Genomic DNA, 15528 nt, shown 5'->3' on the forward strand with positions numbered 1-15528 from the left:
TATTGGACGGCCTCGATGCGGAAGCCGAAGCGCGGGAAATGCACGTGGACCGTCCCCGCGCGCTCGTCCTCGCGGCGCAGGATGATCGACTCATCCGTCACGCCGGCCAGCTCGCCCGCCACCGGGTCGACGCCGTAGTCGATGGCCGCGACCTTCACCGACTGGCCCAGCGCCAGCCCCAGCGACGCGCTGACATCCCCTTCCGGCAACGCCGCCGGCGTCGCTTCGCGAGCGATGGCGATGGCCTCCTCGGCGCTCAGGGCGCTGGACGCGCCATGGCCGAAGCCGAGCACCCGGCCCAGCCAGGCGGCCACCGCCGGGTAGTCGTCGACCAGCGGCGCGGTGACGTGGGTGGCCTTGAGGAACCACAGCGAATGGGCCAGGGCGAAGTCCGCCACCGAGGGCTCGCCGAACAGGAAGTCGCCCTCCTCGCGGGACAACTGCTGCTCCAGACGCGCCATCAGCGCCGGCCATTGCAGCTTGGCCTGTTCCAGCGGCAGGCGGCTGGCGGTGCCGCCGGAGAACAGCGCGGCGCGGTCGGCGGCGAACGCCTGCTGGGCGGCCGGCGGCAGCTTGCCCATGCGCACGGCGATGGAGGCCGGCTGGAACACCAGCGCCACGGCGTGCTGGAACACCACCGCATCGGCCCACAGGGCGAAGCTCGCCACGGTGAATTCCTGGCCTTCCGGGAACAGCGCCGGGGTGGTCTTCTCCGCCTCCAGGCGGCGGGCGATCAGCGCAGTGTCGCAGTAGATGTCGGCGCCGACCTGCAGCACCGGGGTCTTGCGATAGCCGCCGGTGAGCGCGGTCAGGTCCGGCTTGGGCATGACCCGCGGGATGTCCACCGAGCGCCACGACAGCTGCTTGAAGCCCAGCATCAGGCGGGCCTTCTCGGCGAAGGGCGAGGCATCGTAGTGGTGCAGGATCAGTTCGGACATGGCGGGACTCCGCTGATTGTTGGAATTGGAGGCCGCAGCTTAGCCGCAGCCGGTGCCGGGGCCTACCCCGGCGAGACGACTATCAGCGCTTCCTTGGCCGCCTTCTTCAGGCGCTTGATGGCGATCTCCCGGCGCAGCGCAGCGCCCTTGTCGGCGCACGCCTCGACGTAGACCAGCGCCCGCGCCGGGCTGGCGTGGAAGAAGCGTGCGCCCTTGCCGCTGCAGTGCTGCTCGAAGCGCCGCTGCGGGTCGTCGCTGATGCCGCAGTAGAGCGCCCCGCTCTCGGCACGGACCAGGTAGACGAACCAGGGTTTGGCGGGAATGGCGGTCATGACTCGGTGGCTCGCGATGGGACTGCCGAGCTTACGTCGTCAGCGGCTGGCCTGCCAGGCGCGCAGCCCGGCCATCGCCTGCTTGCGGATGGCGCCCTGCACCGGGGCCAGCCAGCCCAGCAACAGGCCCTTGGTGCCGAGCGCCTGGCGCGACCAGCGCCACAGGTCGAAGCGGTCGCGGTGCTCGACGATCCTGCCACCCTGGAAACGGAAGCTGGCCTCGATATGGTTTTCCACCATGCGCCCGGTCTGGCTGAACAGATAGGTCGCCACCCAGCGCGCGCGGCCTTGCCGGTCGTCGGCCTCCAGCACCTCGTAGGTCAGCGAGAAATCCTTGGCGCGGGCACAGAGCATGCGCCACATGTCGCCGGCGTCGCGGCCCTTGAGGTCGCGGAACACCGGGTCGGAAAACACCACGTCGTCCGCGTAGCAGGCGGCCATGGCCTCGGCGTCCTGGCGCCGGAAGGCCTGGTAGAAGCGGTCGATCAGTTCGGCGTTGGGGTGGGCCATGGGGATGCTGCTCCGGGTTGTGATGGGCAGAGTATGGCCGTGCCGGCGACAACCGGCGATTGGCGATAAAGACAACTTTGTGTCAATAATCGCCACATGATGCGCATTGCCCTCTATACCTGCCCGCAGACCGTGCTCTCCAGCCTGAGCATGGCCGACGACGCCTTCCGCCTGGCCAACCAGCTGGCCGGCGAGACGCTGTTCGAGGTGCTGCGGGTCAGCGCCGACGGCGCGCCGGTGCGCAGCGGCTACGCCGAGCTGCGGGTGGACGGTGACCTGGGCCTGGCCGAAGGTGCCGACCTGCTGCTGATCCCCGCCACCGGCAGCGCCCTGCAGCGCACTCTCGACGGCAACGCCGTCCTGCTCGCCTGGCTGGCCCGCCGCCCCACTGAGCAGGGCCTGGCCAGCCTGTGCAGCAGCGCCTGCCTGCTGGCCGCCGCCGGCGTGCTCGATGGGCGCCGCGCCACCACCCACTGGGCGCTGGCCGAGACCTTCCGCCGCCATTTCCCGCGGGTCGACCTGCGCATCGACGAGCTGTTCACCGAGGACGCCAACCGCTACTGCTCCGGCGGCGCCCAGGCCGGGCTGGACCTGTGCCTGCACCTGATCGCCCGCCACGGCGGCGACTGGCTGGCCGAGCGGGTGGCCGCCACCCTGGTGGTCGAGCGCGAGCGTGGCAGCCAGGCGCGCTTCGCCCCGCTGCTGCCGGCCGCCGGCCAGGACGACCCGCTGATCGCCCCGCTGCTGCGCTGGCTGCAACGGCACCACGCCGAGCCCATCGATCTGCCGGCCCTGGCCGCGCGCGCCCACTGCTCCACCCGCACCCTGCTGCGGCGCTTTCGCGCCGCCACCGGGCTGACCCCGCACGACTACCTGCAGCGCGTGCGCATCAGCGCCGCGCAGACCGCTCTGCGCCACCCCGGCCGCTCGCTGGAACAGGTCGCCGCCCAGGTCGGCTACGCCGACCGCGCCAGCTTCGCCAAACGCTTCAAGCAGCTCTGCGGGGAAACCCCGGGCGCCTGGCGCAAGCGCCTGCGCCAGGGTTGAAGGCACGGGCGATCCGTAGGGCGGGTGAAACCCGCGCCGTCCCTCACAACGCGGGTTGCACCCGCCCTACATGAAAAAAGGGAGCCCGTAGGCTAATGCCTGTCAGTTAAGAGAAACGCCGCGATTCCCCTGCTGGATCACGGCGTTTTTCCTTGGCTATGCCTGAGTCAGCTGTGGCGAACAGACTCGGCCTTTGTGGGAGCGGCCTTGGCCGCGATGCTTTGCTGTCAACCCCATTCGCGGACAAGTCCGCTCCCACAGGGTCAATGACGCTCGCCAACCATGGAAAATGCCTTAACTGCCAGGCATTAGCCCGTAGGCTCCCTCTGTGTACACCGGATCGCGCGCCGGGTCGGTGCGCATGGCGCACCCTACCGGGGCCCGATGCGACGCTTAATGCAGGATCTGGCCGAGGAACAGCTTGGTCCGTTCGTTCTGCGGGTTGTCGAAGAACGTGTTGGGCTCGTTCTGTTCGACGATCTCGCCCTTGTCCATGAAGATCACCCGGTTGGCCACGGTGCGGGCGAAGCCCATCTCGTGAGTCACGCAGAGCATGGTCATGCCGTCCTGGGCCAGGCCGATCATGGTGTCCAGCACCTCCTTGACCATTTCCGGGTCGAGCGCCGAGGTCGGCTCGTCGAACAGCATGATCTTCGGCTTCATGCACAGCGCGCGGGCGATCGCCACGCGCTGCTGCTGGCCGCCGGAGAGCTGGCCCGGGTACTTGTGCGCCTGCTCGGGGATGCGCACGCGCTCGAGGAAGTGCATGGCGATCTCCTCGGCCTTGCGCTTGGGCAGCTTGCGCACCCAGATCGGCGCCAGGGTGCAGTTCTCCAGCACGGTCAGGTGCGGGAACAGGTTGAAGTGCTGGAACACCATGCCCACTTCGCTGCGGATCGCCTCGATGTGCTTGAGGTCGTTGGTCAGCTCGGTGCCGTCGACGACGATGCGCCCCTGCTGGTGTTCCTCCAGGCGGTTGATGCAGCGGATGGTGGTGGACTTGCCCGAGCCGGACGGCCCGCAGAGCACGATGCGCTCGCCGGGCTGCACGTCCAGGTTGATGTCCTTGAGCACGTGGAACTGGCCGTACCACTTGTTCACGCCCTGCAGGCGGATGATCGGCTCGGCCGCGGCTTCTTTCTTAACTTCGGTCATGGTCGATGACTCCTAACGCTTGTGGCCGGTGTCCAGCTTGCGCTCCAGGTGCATGGAGTAGCGGGACATGCCGAAACAGAAGATCCAGAACACCAGGGCGGCGAACACGTAGCCCTCGGTGGCCATGCCCAGCCAGGCCGGGTCGTTGGTGGCGCGCTTGATGCTGTTGAGCAGGTCGAACAGGCCGATGATGATCACCAGGCTGGTGTCCTTGAACAGCGCGATGAAGGTGTTGACGATGCCCGGGATCACCAGCTTGAGCGCCTGCGGCAGGATCACCAGGCCCATCATCCGCCAGTAGCCCAGGCCCATGGCCGCGGCCGCCTCGTACTGCCCCTTGGGAATGGCCTGCAGGCCGCCGCGCACCACCTCGGCGATGTAGGCGGACTGGAACAGGATCACCCCGATCAGCGCGCGCAGCAGCTTGTCGAAGCTCATGCCCTCGGGCAGGAACAGCGGCAGCATCACCGAGGACATGAACAGCACGGTGATCAGCGGCACGCCGCGCCAGAACTCGATGAAGGTCACGCAGATCACCCGGATCGCCGGCATCTTCGAGCGCCGGCCCAGGGCCAGCACGATGCCCAGCGGCAGCGCGCCGGCGATGCCCACGGCGGCGATCACCAGGGTCAGCATCAGGCCGCCCCACTGGCTGGTCTGCACCTCGGACAGGCCGAAGAAGCCGCCGTGCAGCAGCCAGAAGGCGAGCAGCGGGTAGACCACCAGGAACGCCAGGCCGTAGGCCGACTTGCGCGGCATCATCGGCACGAACAGCGGCGCCGCGCCGATCACCGCCAGCCATACGGTGAGGTCGACGCGCCAGCGCAGCTCTTCCGGGTAGAAGCCGTACATGAACTGGCTGAAGCGCTCCTTGACGAACACCCAGCAGGCGCCCTCGCCCGTGCAGTCGGCACGGGTGGTGCCGGCCCAGTCGGCGCTGAAGATGGCCCAGTCGAGCACCGGCGGCACGATCTTCCAGACCAAGTAGATGGCCAGCAGGGTCAACAGGGTGTTGAACCAGCCGGAGAACAGGTTGCCCCGCAGCCAGCCCAGCACGCCCACGCTCATGCGCGGCGGCGGCAGGCTCGGACGGAATTGATGGATTTCCATGCGCCTCTCCTTACCGCTCGATCAGCGCGATGCGCTTGTTGTACCAGTTCATCAGCAGGGAAATGCTGATGCTGATCGCCAGATACACGCTCATGGTGATGGCGATGGTCTCGATGGCCTGGCCGGTCTGGTTGAGCACCGTGCCGGCGAACAGCGAGACCATGTCCGGGTAGCCGATGCCGGCCGCCAGGGACGAGTTCTTCACCAGGTTCAGGTACTGGCTGGTCAGCGGCGGGATGATCACGCGCAGGGCCTGCGGCACGATCACCAGGCGCAGGGTCTTGCCGGCCGGCAGGCCGAGCGAGCGGGCCGCCTCGGTCTGGCCGTGGTTGACCGCCTTGATGCCGGCGCGCACGGTCTCGGCGATGAACGCCGCGGTGTAGATGCTCAGCGCCATGGTCAGCGCGACCAGCTCGGGGATCACCACCCAGCCGCCGCGGAAGTTGAAGCCCTTGAGTTCCGGCACTTCCCAGTGGAACGGGCTGCCGAACACCAGCATCGCCAGCCCCGGCAGCGCCACCAGCAGCGCCAGCACGCTGAGCAGCACGGGGAAGCTCTGGCCGGTGGCCATGCGCCGCTTGTTGGCCCAGCGCGCCAGCACGACGCCGGCGACGATGGCCAGCGCCAGCGCCACCGCGAATGGCCAGAAGCCGGCGTCCATGGTGGGCGACGGCATGTTCAGGCCGCGGTTGCTGAGGAAGAAGGTATCGCCCAGGTTCAGGCTCTGCCGCGGACCGGGCAGCGGCTGGAGGATGGCGAAGTACCAGAAGAAGATCTGCAGCAGCGGCGGGATGTTGCGGAACAGCTCGATGTACACGGTGGCCAGCTTGCTGATCAGCCAGTTGGGCGACAGCCGCGCCACGCCGAGGGTGAAGCCGAGGATGGTGGCCAGGATGATGCCGATCACCGACACCAGCAGGGTGTTGAGCAGGCCGATGACGAACACCCGGCCGTAGCTGTCGCTCTCGGTGTAGTCGATCAGGTGCTGAGAGATGCCGAAGCCGGCGCTCTGCTCGAGGAAGCCGAAGCCGGAGAGAATCCCGCGTTGCTGCAGGTTGGTCTGAGTGTTGTGGAACAGGTACCAGCCGATCGCCACCACGGCGACGACGGCGATGATCTGGAAGACCCAGCCACGCACCTGCGGATCGGTCCAGACCGATGTGCGCGGGCGTGGGATGGAGGCAGGATTTTGCATGTCAGCCCTCTAGGGACCCGTCCGGGCGCCGGCCAGCCGGAACGCGAACAGTCCTAATGGAAACTCCGCGCCCGGTATGCGCGGCGCGGAGTTTGCGGAATCAGAAGCGCCATCGCCCCGCGAGGGGGCGATGGCATGGCGGTCAGCGCACCGGCGGTGCGTATTGCAGACCACCCTTGTTCCACAGGGCGTTGAGGCCACGTTCGATCTTCAGCTCGCTGCCGGCGCCGACGTTGCGGTCGAAGATTTCACCGTAGTTGCCGACTTGCTTGACGATCTTCACGGCCCAGTCCTTCGGCAGCTTCAGATCCTTGCCGAAGTCACCCTCGGCGCCCAGCAGGCGGGCGATGTCCGGGTTCTTGGTGGACTTGGCCATTTCTTCCACGTTGGCGGAAGTCACGCCCAGTTCCTCGGCGTTGAGCTGCGCGAACAGGCTCCAGCGCACGATGTCGAACCACTCCTCGTCACCCTGGCGCACGGCCGGGCCGAGGGGCTCCTTGGAGATCACTTCCGGCAGCACCACGTACTCGTCCGGCGCGGCCAGCTTGATGCGCTGGGCGTAGAGCTGGGACTGGTCGGAGGTCAGCACGTCGCAGCGGCCGGACTCCAGAGACTTGGCGCTCTCGTCGGAGGTATCGTAGGTGATCGGGGTGTACTTCAGGCCGTTGGCACGGAAGTAGTCGGACAGGTTCAGCTCGGTGGTGGTGCCGGCCTGGATGCACACGGTGGCACCGTCCAGTTCCTTGGCGCTGGAAACGCCGAGCTTCTTGTTCACCAGGAAGCCCTGACCGTCGTAGTAGGTCACGCCGGTGAAGTTCAGGCCCATGGCCGCGTCGCGGGAGCTGGTCCAGGTGGTGTTGCGCGACAGCATGTCGACTTCGCCGGACTGCAGCGCGGTGAAGCGCTCCTTGGCGGTCAGCGGGCTGTACTTGACCTTGGAGGCGTCGCCGAACACGGCGGCAGCGACGGCACGGCAGATATCCACATCGATCCCCAGGTAGTTACCCTTGGCGTCGGCGTAGGAGAAACCGGGCAAGCCATCGCTGATACCGCACTGCACGAAGCCTTTCTTCTTCACCGCATCCAGGGTCGCACCGGCATGAGCGAAACCGCTCACTCCGAGCACCGCAGCCGTGGTCAGTACTGCCAGGGTGGATTTCACCATCTTCATCAAAACCTCCAAGTGTTCTTGTTTGGTCATATCTCGGTCCTGCCGCCGTACCCTTGTGAGGCACGTTCGATCCCGCCAACATGGCGCAATCGACCGGGGTTCGAACCTGAAAGAGTCTAGATGCCGTTCCGCGGACCGGCGAATGAGCCTTTCATCTCCGTAGGTCTTACGGGAAAGAGATACAGCTTGTCCGGTTTTCCGCCTGCGGGCGGCCCCCACCGGACCGGTTTTACAAAGCAAAGCTCGTACCATCCCATTAACCGGAAGCCATCCGGCCCCGGTCAATAGAAGAAGTTCTAACCGTGCGACATCTTCTTACGTGATTCACCCACGGCAGGAAGACGTCCGAATTCCACGAACGACCTTGCGCACCAAATTGGAGCAGACATGCAAGCACCCCTGATACTCGATCCGTCACTCGCGGCAGATTCCTGCGTCATCTGGTTACACGGCCTCGGCGCCGACCGCTACGATTTCGAGCCGGTGGCCAAGATGCTGCAGCAGCACCTGACGACCACCCGCTTCGTGCTGCCCCAGGCACCGACGCGGCCGGTGACCATCAACGGCGGCTGGTCCATGCCGAGCTGGTACGACATCCTGGCGATGAACCCGGCCCGCGCGATCAGCATGGACGAGATGGAAACCTCGGCGCAGACCGTGATCGAGCTGATCGAGGCGCAGCGCGACGACGGCATCGACCCGGCGCGCATCGTGCTGGCGGGCTTTTCCCAGGGCGGTGCGGTGGTCTACCACACCGCCTTCCTGCGCTGGCAGGGGCCGCTGGGCGGGCTGATGGCGCTGTCCACCTACGCGCCGACCTTCGCCGACGACCTGCAACTGGACGAATCCCGGCGCAGCCTGCCGGTGCTGTGCCTGCACGGCACCCAGGACCAAGTGGTGCCGCTGCAGATGGGCCGCGCCGCCCACGATGCCCTCGAACGCCTGGACGTGCCGGTCACCTGGCGCGAATACCCCATGGGCCACGAAGTGATGCTCGAGGAAATCCAGGACATCGGCGCCTGGCTCAAGCAGTTGCTGAAGGCCTGACGAGCGCGTCAAAACTCCGTCCGAAGGCGCAATTCAGAGCCTGCCGAGTCAACCGACTGACGGGCCTCCAGGGCCCGTCCATCGCTTGCGACCGCTGGTCGGCGGCGCTCCGCGCCAGCATTGCGCCAGCCTCGGGGCGGGGCTTATGGTCGCATTCAGGTGTTCGCCCTATACAGGGAGTATTTTCGCGATATGCCCCTCCGCCGCCAGCCACATTCATTACCGCGATGAAAAACGCGCCCTGGCCGCAGGATCTCCGGCAGATTCGTCAGCTGCGGCTGTTCCAGAACGTCGCGGCCAACAACCTGCAGCAGCTCCTGAGCGAATTCTGCGCCTGCGACCTCGACAGCAGCGAAATCCTGCTGTCTCCCTTCAACCGCAACCAGCACCTCTACCTGTTGCTGGAAGGCGAACTCAAGGTCTACCTCGGCTCGCTGGACAACCAGCCGGTCAGCACCCTGCGCCCGGGCGACTGCGCCGGCGAGATCAGCTTCATCGACAACGAGCGGCCCTCGGCCTACGTGGTGGCTACCCAACCCTCGCGGGTCCTGCGCCTGCACCGCGAATCGCTGGTCAGCCTGTTCGGACAGTCGCCGGAGCTGATGCAGAATCTGCTGCAACTGCTCTGCGAGCGGGTGCGCCAGGGCAACCGGCTGATCCTCGACAGCGAGCAGAACGCCAACATCGACATCCTCACCGGCTGCTTCAACCGCCGCTGGCTGGAACACGTCTACGAGCGCGAGAGCACCCGCTGCGCCTTCAACGGCCAGCCGCTGTGCATGCTCATGCTCGACGTCGACCACTTCAAGGCCTACAACGACCAGCACGGCCACCTGGCCGGCGACTACGCCCTGTGCCTGGTGGCCCATACCCTGCGCAACCAGCTGCGGCCGAAGGACAGCATGGTGCGCTACGGCGGCGAGGAGTTCGTCATCCTCCTGCCCGAGCTGGACGCCGCCGACGCGCGCACCATCGGCGAGCGGCTGCGCCAGAGCCTGGAGCAGGTCGGCTCCTTCTATTCGCCGGTGGGCGTGCTGCCGGGCGTCACCATCTCCATCGGCATGGCGCAGATGCAGGAGAGGGACGGCCTGGAAACCCTCATCGCCCGCGCCGACGCGGCCCTGTACAAGGCCAAGCAGCAGGGCCGCAACTGCCTGTTCGGCTGACACGGCCCCAGCGCCGAACCACCCGGCAAAACCGCCATCCCGTCGCCTTGTCGGCAAGCGTCCTGCTAGAGTCCGGCGCATAACAACAACGATCGGATGCCCCACATGCGCAAGCTGCTGCTCATCCTGCTGATCCTCGTGCTCGTCGGCGCGGGCATCTTCTTCACCCTGCCCACCCTGCTCGACCGCCAGATGAACGGCGTGGCGACACCGGCCCCCTACCCCGCCAGCGACAAGGCCGAGAAGCTGCACCAGACCCTGTTCGTCGCCGACCTGCACGACGACGCCCTGCTCTGGCAGCGTGACCTGCTGGAACGCCACGGCTACGGCCATTCCGACCTGCCGCGGCTGCTGGAAGGGCGCGTCGGCCTGCAGGTGTTCTCCACCGTCACCAAGACGCCCCGCGGCATCAACTACGAACGCAACGGCGCCGACAGCGACAACATCACCCTGCTCGCCATGGCCCAGCGCTGGCCCCGGGCGACCTGGGACAGCCTGCTCCAGCGTGCCCTGTACCAGGCCGACAAGCTGAAGCAGGCGGCTGATGCCAGCGACGGCCAACTGGTGCTGATCAAAAGTCGCGGCGAACTGGACCGCTACCTGGAGGACTGGCGACGCGACCCGCAGAGGGTGGCCGCCATCCTGGCCACCGAGGGCCTGCACCCGATCGAGGGCAAGCTGGAAAACGTCGACCGCCTGTACGATGCCGGCTTCCGCATCGCCGGGCTGACCCACTTCTTCGATAACGAGGTGGGCGGCTCGGCCCACGGTCTGGAAAAGGGCGGGCTGACCCCGCTGGGCCGCCAGGTGATCGCCCGCCTGGAAGAGAAGCGCATGCTGGTCGACCTGGCCCATGCCTCCAAACCGCTGATCGACGATGTGCTCGCCGTCGCCACCCGGCCGGTGCTGGTCTCCCACACCGGCGTGGCCGGCACCTGCCCCGGGCCGCGCAACCTCACCGACGACCATCTGCGGCGCATCGCCGCCGGCGGTGGGGTGATCGGCATCGGCTACTGGGACGCGGCGGTCTGCGAGACCAACGTCGGCGCCATCGTCCGCGCCATCCGCTACGCCGTGGACAAGGTCGGCGTCGCCCACGTGGCCCTGGGCTCGGACTTCAACGGCACCATCCGCGCGCCGTTCGACACCACCGGCCTGGCGCAGATCACCGAGGGCCTGCAGCGCGCCGGCTTCGGCGACGCCGACATCGCCGCGATCATGGGCGGCAACGTGCGCGACCTGCTGCTGGCCAACCTGCCCGATTGAACGACGGCCCGCCCGCGCGGCACTTCGCCGTGCGGGCATCTTGCTTTACACTGGCGGCCGTTCATTCCTTGACCAATACGAGACGGCCGTGCTCAAAGCACTCAAGAAAATCTTCAGCAAGGGCGATGCCGAACAGCCCGCCAGCAGCATCCCCGCCAGCACTCCCAGCGCCCCTGCCCCCCAGGCCGGCCCGCGCCAAAACCAACCGAAGCAGGCCAGCGAGGCCAGGCCGGCCAAGGACACCAGGAAGCCCCGCGCCGACAAGCCGCGCCGCGAGCGCCCGGCCAAGCCGGTGGACACCTGGAAGCTGGAAGACTTCGTGGTCGAGCCGCAGGAAGGCAAGACCCGCTTCCACGACTTCCGCCTGGCGCCGGAGCTGATGCACGCCATCCACGACCTGGGCTTCCCCTACTGCACGCCGATCCAGGCCCAGGTGCTCGGTCACACCCTCAAGGGCAAGGACGCCATCGGCCGCGCCCAGACCGGCACCGGCAAGACCGCCGCCTTCCTGGTCTCGACCATCACCCAGCTGCTGCAGACCACACCGCCGAAAGAGCGCTACATGGGCGAGCCGCGCGCGCTGGTGATCGCGCCGACCCGTGAGCTGGTGGTGCAGATCGCCAAGGACGCCGAGGCCCTGACCAAGTACACCGGCCTCAACGTGATGAGCTTCGTCGGCGGCATGGACTTCGACAAGCAGCTCAAGCAGCTGGAGTCGCGCTACTGCGACATCCTGGTCGCCACCCCCGGCCGCCTGCTGGACTTCAACCAGCGCGGCGAGGTGCACCTGGACATGGTCGAAGTGATGGTGCTGGACGAGGCCGACCGCATGCTCGACATGGGCTTCATCCCCCAGGTGCGCCAGATCATCCGCCAGACCCCGATGAAGGGCGACCGCCAGACCCTGCTGTTCTCCGCGACCTTCACCGAGGACGTGATGAACCTGGCGCGGCAGTGGACGGTGAACCCGGCCATCGTCGAGATCGAGCCGGAAAACGTCGCCAGCGATACTGTCGAGCAGCACGTCTACGCCGTGTCCAGCAAGGACAAGTACAAGCTGCTGTACAACCTGGTGACGCAGAACGACTGGCAGCGGGTAATGGTGTTCGCCAACCGCCGCGACGAAGTGCGGCGCATCGAGGAGAAGCTGATCCGCGACGGCGTCAGCGCCGCGCAGATGTCCGGCGACGTGCCGCAGCACAAGCGGATCAAGACCCTTGAAGGCTTCCGCGAAGGCAAGATCCGCGTGATGGTCGCCACCGACGTGGCCGGCCGCGGCATCCACGTCGACGGCATCAGCCACGTGATCAACTTCACCCTGCCGGAAGTGCCGGACGACTACGTGCATCGCATCGGCCGCACCGGCCGCGCCGGCGCCAGCGGCACCTCGATCAGCTTCGCCGGCGAGGACGATGCCTTTGCCCTGCCGCCGATCGAAGAACTGCTGGGCCGCAAGATCAACTGCGAGATGCCGCCGGAAGAACTGCTCAAGCCGGTGCCGCGCAAGCACTGACGCCCTACCGTAGGGTGCGCCGCGCGCACCGATGATGCTATGCGCGCTCGGTGCGCACAGCGCACCCTACGTCGAACGCCGGACAAACCCTTCTAGCTAGCGCGATTGCACCAGACTGAGCACCTCGGCGCTCTGCAGCGGTCGCTGCGCCAGGAAGCGGGTACAGCTGACCCGCAGGAAGGAGGCGAAGTTGACCACCTCGCCACGGTACTCCATGACCTCGTCGTACAGCTTGGTGATCAACTGGTTGGTGGTCATGCCGTCGACCTCGGCGATCTCCCGCAGGATGTCCCAGAACTGGTTCTCCAGGCGCAGGGTGGTGACCACCCCGCGGATGCGCAGGGAGCGCGAGCGCGATTCGTAGAGGATCGGGTCGGCCTTCACATACAACTCGCACATCGCATTGCTCCCGAATCTGCTGCGCGTCGGCCAGGCTGTGTTGAGAAGGGGCTTGGGCTGCTCATTTACCTTTCGTAAACTCCGCGCCCTCGCCCCTTCTCGCCTTGCCTGGCCCTAGCTCGCGAGATTCTCTCTTGTTTATTTAGCCCAGGACTTTCAGGAACGCCGCCAGCCACGCCGGATGCGCCGGCCAGGCCGGGGCGGTGACCAGGTTGCCGTCCACGTGCACGCCGTCCATCGGCACTTCCACGTATTCGCCGCCAGCCAGCCGCACTTCCGGCGCACAGGCCGGGTAGGCGCTGCAGCCACGGCCCTTGAGCACGTCGGCGGCGGCCAGCAGCTGGGCGCCGTGGCAGACGGCGGCGATCGGCTTGCCGGCCTTGGCGAAGGCCTGCACCAGGGCGATCACCTCGGCGTTCAGGCGCAGGTACTCGGGGGAGCGACCGCCGGGGATCAGCAGGCCGTCGTAGTCCTCGGCGCGGGCCTTGGCAAAATCGAAGTTGAGGGCGAAGTTATGCCCCGGCTTCTCGCTGTAGGTCTGGTCGCCCTCGAAATCGTGGATGGCGGTGCGCACGGTCTGCCCGGCGCTCTTGCCGGGGCACACCGCATGCACCGTATGGCCAACCATCTGCAGGGCCTGGAACGGCACCATGGTCTCGTAGTCTTCGACGTAATCGCCGACCAGCATCAGAATCTTCTTCGCCGTCATGGCAGGGCCTCCTCGGTGGATGTGACGGCAGTCTGCGCCACTTCGCCGACCTGAGGGTAACAGCTGGCTACTACACGGGGCGCTACAAATCCCTCCATCACCCTGGAAATAGAAGCCCAGCCCGCGCAGCGGCAGGAAAAACCATCAGGCAGCTCGGAGCCCAAGCCCCCGTCAGGAGGCCGAGTGGAGGTGTCGCGCAGGGGGACGAGCCGCAGGGATGCGGCGAGAGGCTTGAAGGGCCATGGATGGCCCTTGCAAGCCGGCCCCCGGAGCGGCACCGGAGGGAGGGAAGTCCGGGCGTAGCCCGGGCCCGGATGCCGGGGGGCGCTTTCTTTTGCTTACTTTTCTTTGCGCAAACAAAGAAAAGTGAGTCGCCTGGGTGGGCGAAACCAGAAGTGTCCGAACGCTCGGTAATCGGCCAGACACCGCATCCCCGGATTTCATCCAGGCTACGGACCGGCCCAACGGTGCGCACGGCGCACCCTACGAAGCACATGCCGCCCAGCAACCAAAAGCCCCGCACGAGGCGGGGCTTCGGTCACGGCCAGCCGATCAGAGCGGTTTGCCGCGATTGCCGTGGGCGGCGACGAACTGCTGCACGGTCTTCAGGTCGTTGGCCAGCACGGTGCAGCGCTCGTCGCGCTGGAACAGGTCGACCAAGTGCGGCGGCAGCGCCGGAACCGCGTCGATGCCGGCCTTCTCCACCGCTTCCGGGAACTTGACCGGGTGGGCAGTGCCCAAGGTGACCATCGGGATAGCCAGGCTGCGCCGGCACTCGCGCGCGGCGCGCACGCCGATGGCAGTGTGCGGGTCGAGCAGCTCGCCGCACTCCTTGTACACCTCGGTGATGGTCTCGCAGGTCTGCTCATCGTTCACCGCCAGGGAATCGAACAGCTTGCGCGCCTCGGTCCAGCGGTCTTCCTCGACGCTGAAGCCGCCGCCCTGCTTGAAGGTGTCCATCAGCCCGGCGATGGCGGCGCCGTTACGGCCGTGCAGGTCGAACAGCATGCGCTCGAAGTTGGACGAAACCATGATGTCCATCGACGGCGACAGGGTCGGGTGCAGGTCGCCCTTCACATACTGGTTGCCGCTCATGAAGCGGTGCAGGATGTCGTTGCGGTTGGTCGCCACGATCAGCTGGCTGATCGGCAGGCCCATGTTGCGCGCCAGGTAGCCGGCGAAGATGTCACCGAAGTTGCCGGTCGGCACCGAGAAGGCCACGGAACGGGCCGGGCCGCCCAGCTGCAGGGCCGCGTGGAAGTAGTAGACGATCTGGGCCATGATCCGCGCCCAGTTGATCGAGTTGACCGCCACCAGGCGGGTGCCCTTGAGGAAGCCCTGGTCGGCGAAGCTGGCCTTGACCATCTCCTGGCAGTCGTCGAAGTTGCCCTCGATGGCGATGTTGTGGATGTTCTCGCCGAGGATGGTGGTCATCTGCCGGCGCTGCACCTCGGACACCCGGTTGTGTGGGTGCATGATGAAGATGTCGACGTGCTCGCAGGCCTTGCAGCCCTCGATGGCCGCCGAACCGGTGTCGCCGCTGGTGGCGCCCATGATCACCACGCGCTCGCCGCGCTTGCTCAGCACGTGGTCGAGCAGGCGACCGAGCAGTTGCAGGGCGAAGTCCTTGAACGCCAGGGTCGGACCGTGGAACAGCTCCAGCACCCACTCGTTGCCGTTCAGCTGGCGCAGCGGCGCCACGGCGTTGTGGGCGAACACGCCGTAGGTGTCTTCGAGAATCTTCTTGAAGTCGGCATCGGCGATGCTGCCGGCGACGAACGGGCGCATCACCCGGAAGGCCAGCTCGTGATACGGCAGGCCGGCCCAGGAGGCGATCTCCTCGACGGTGAAGCGCGGCAGGTTCTCCGGCACGTACAGGCCGCCATCGCTGGCCAGGCCGGCCAGCAGGACGTCTTCGAAATTGAGGGCCGGGGCCTGGCCGCGGGTGCTGATATAACGCATGACTCTCT

General features: G+C 66.9%; 15 protein-coding genes. 5 read left to right on the forward strand and 10 right to left on the reverse strand.

What is annotated here, in order from left to right:
- The 3 genes from N5D30_RS13860 to N5D30_RS13870 all read right to left on the reverse strand — a co-directional run.
- Positions 1-938 (reverse strand): glutathione S-transferase family protein (locus N5D30_RS13860; RefSeq protein ID WP_279909486.1); only part of this gene is annotated, 938 nt, incomplete at its 3' end.
- 62 nt (positions 939-1000) lie between these two features.
- A complete protein-coding gene (locus N5D30_RS13865) occupies positions 1001-1270 on the reverse strand; it encodes a GIY-YIG nuclease family protein (RefSeq protein WP_279904659.1) in 270 nt (89 codons plus the stop codon).
- Positions 1271-1309: 39 nt separating this feature from the next.
- A complete protein-coding gene (locus N5D30_RS13870; protein ID WP_279909488.1) occupies positions 1310-1780 on the reverse strand; it encodes a nuclear transport factor 2 family protein in 471 nt (156 codons plus the stop codon).
- Between the two features lie 96 nt (positions 1781-1876).
- On the opposite strand from N5D30_RS13870, the gene N5D30_RS13875 reads away from it, so the two are divergent.
- Positions 1877-2827 (forward strand): helix-turn-helix domain-containing protein, encoded by a 951-nt coding sequence (locus tag N5D30_RS13875; RefSeq protein ID WP_279909489.1) that lies wholly within the window; start codon positions 1877-1879, stop codon positions 2825-2827.
- Positions 2828-3220: 393 nt separating this feature from the next.
- On the opposite strand, the gene N5D30_RS13880 is transcribed toward N5D30_RS13875, so the two are convergent.
- From N5D30_RS13880 to N5D30_RS13895, 4 genes are all read right to left on the reverse strand, one after another.
- A complete protein-coding gene (locus N5D30_RS13880) occupies positions 3221-3982 on the reverse strand; it encodes an amino acid ABC transporter ATP-binding protein (RefSeq protein WP_220815428.1) in 762 nt (253 codons plus the stop codon).
- A gap of 12 nt (positions 3983-3994) precedes the next feature.
- Entirely contained in the window at positions 3995-5092 is a 1098-nt protein-coding gene (locus N5D30_RS13885; protein ID WP_279903097.1) for an amino acid ABC transporter permease, read from the reverse strand.
- A gap of 10 nt (positions 5093-5102) precedes the next feature.
- On the reverse strand, positions 5103-6287 hold the full coding sequence (locus N5D30_RS13890; protein ID WP_279903098.1) for an amino acid ABC transporter permease: 1185 nt from the start codon (positions 6285-6287) through the stop codon (positions 5103-5105).
- Positions 6288-6429: 142 nt separating this feature from the next.
- Positions 6430-7458 carry an amino acid ABC transporter substrate-binding protein gene (locus tag N5D30_RS13895; protein ID WP_220815560.1) on the reverse strand — a complete coding sequence of 343 codons (1029 nt, stop codon included), beginning with the start codon at positions 7456-7458 and terminating at the stop codon, positions 6430-6432.
- Positions 7459-7845: 387 nt separating this feature from the next.
- On the opposite strand from N5D30_RS13895, the gene N5D30_RS13900 reads away from it, so the two are divergent.
- From N5D30_RS13900 to rhlB, 4 genes are all read left to right on the forward strand, one after another.
- Entirely contained in the window at positions 7846-8505 is a 660-nt protein-coding gene (locus N5D30_RS13900) for an alpha/beta hydrolase (protein WP_279909491.1), read from the forward strand.
- A 227-nt stretch (positions 8506-8732) separates the two neighbouring features.
- Positions 8733-9671, forward strand: coding sequence for a GGDEF domain-containing protein (locus N5D30_RS13905; RefSeq protein WP_220815432.1), 939 nt, complete (start codon positions 8733-8735; stop codon positions 9669-9671).
- Positions 9672-9776: 105 nt separating this feature from the next.
- A complete protein-coding gene (locus N5D30_RS13910; protein ID WP_279909493.1) occupies positions 9777-10937 on the forward strand; it encodes a membrane dipeptidase in 1161 nt (386 codons plus the stop codon).
- 88 nt (positions 10938-11025) lie between these two features.
- Positions 11026-12450, forward strand: a complete 1425-nt coding sequence (rhlB, locus tag N5D30_RS13915) for an ATP-dependent RNA helicase RhlB (protein WP_279909494.1) — start codon at positions 11026-11028, stop codon at positions 12448-12450.
- Between the two features lie 96 nt (positions 12451-12546).
- Here the strand turns inward: rhlB and N5D30_RS13920 are convergent, their stop codons facing one another.
- The 3 genes from N5D30_RS13920 to thrC all read right to left on the reverse strand — a co-directional run bounded on the left by N5D30_RS13920 (position 12547) and on the right by thrC (position 15520).
- The gene (locus tag N5D30_RS13920) at positions 12547-12849 is read right to left on the reverse strand and encodes a ribbon-helix-helix domain-containing protein (RefSeq protein WP_279909495.1); all 303 of its coding nucleotides are present in this window, start codon (positions 12847-12849) and stop codon (positions 12547-12549) included.
- Positions 12850-12991: 142 nt separating this feature from the next.
- Entirely contained in the window at positions 12992-13558 is a 567-nt protein-coding gene (locus N5D30_RS13925; protein WP_279909496.1) for a DJ-1/PfpI family protein, read from the reverse strand.
- A gap of 552 nt (positions 13559-14110) precedes the next feature.
- Positions 14111-15520: a threonine synthase gene (gene thrC, locus N5D30_RS13930; protein WP_279909497.1), complete on the reverse strand. Its 1410-nt coding sequence runs from the start codon at positions 15518-15520 to the stop codon at positions 14111-14113.
- Positions 15521-15528 lie beyond the last annotated feature (8 nt).

Source organism: Pseudomonas sp. GD03875 (assembly GCF_029840585.1).
Classification (GTDB): domain Bacteria; phylum Pseudomonadota; class Gammaproteobacteria; order Pseudomonadales; family Pseudomonadaceae; genus Aquipseudomonas; species Aquipseudomonas paralcaligenes.

Excerpts from the sequence above, each read along its gene's own strand:
- thrC (WP_279909497.1), bottom strand. The coding sequence starts at position 15,520 with ATGCGTTATATCAGCACCCGCGGCCAGGCCCCGGCCCTCAATTTCGAA.
- N5D30_RS13870 (WP_279909488.1), bottom strand. The coding sequence starts at position 1,780 with ATGGCCCACCCCAACGCCGAACTGATCGACCGCTTCTACCAGGCCTTC.
- N5D30_RS13880 (WP_220815428.1), bottom strand. The coding sequence starts at position 3,982 with ATGACCGAAGTTAAGAAAGAAGCCGCGGCCGAGCCGATCATCCGCCTG.
- N5D30_RS13865 (WP_279904659.1), bottom strand. The coding sequence starts at position 1,270 with ATGACCGCCATTCCCGCCAAACCCTGGTTCGTCTACCTGGTCCGTGCC.
- N5D30_RS13925 (WP_279909496.1), bottom strand. The coding sequence starts at position 13,558 with ATGACGGCGAAGAAGATTCTGATGCTGGTCGGCGATTACGTCGAAGAC.
- N5D30_RS13885 (WP_279903097.1), bottom strand. The coding sequence starts at position 5,092 with ATGGAAATCCATCAATTCCGTCCGAGCCTGCCGCCGCCGCGCATGAGC.
- N5D30_RS13920 (WP_279909495.1), bottom strand. The coding sequence starts at position 12,849 with ATGTGCGAGTTGTATGTGAAGGCCGACCCGATCCTCTACGAATCGCGC.
- N5D30_RS13910 (WP_279909493.1), top strand. The coding sequence starts at position 9,777 with ATGCGCAAGCTGCTGCTCATCCTGCTGATCCTCGTGCTCGTCGGCGCG.
- N5D30_RS13900 (WP_279909491.1), top strand. The coding sequence starts at position 7,846 with ATGCAAGCACCCCTGATACTCGATCCGTCACTCGCGGCAGATTCCTGC.
- N5D30_RS13875 (WP_279909489.1), top strand. The coding sequence starts at position 1,877 with ATGATGCGCATTGCCCTCTATACCTGCCCGCAGACCGTGCTCTCCAGC.
- N5D30_RS13905 (WP_220815432.1), top strand. The coding sequence starts at position 8,733 with ATGAAAAACGCGCCCTGGCCGCAGGATCTCCGGCAGATTCGTCAGCTG.
- N5D30_RS13895 (WP_220815560.1), bottom strand. The coding sequence starts at position 7,458 with ATGAAGATGGTGAAATCCACCCTGGCAGTACTGACCACGGCTGCGGTG.
- N5D30_RS13890 (WP_279903098.1), bottom strand. The coding sequence starts at position 6,287 with ATGCAAAATCCTGCCTCCATCCCACGCCCGCGCACATCGGTCTGGACC.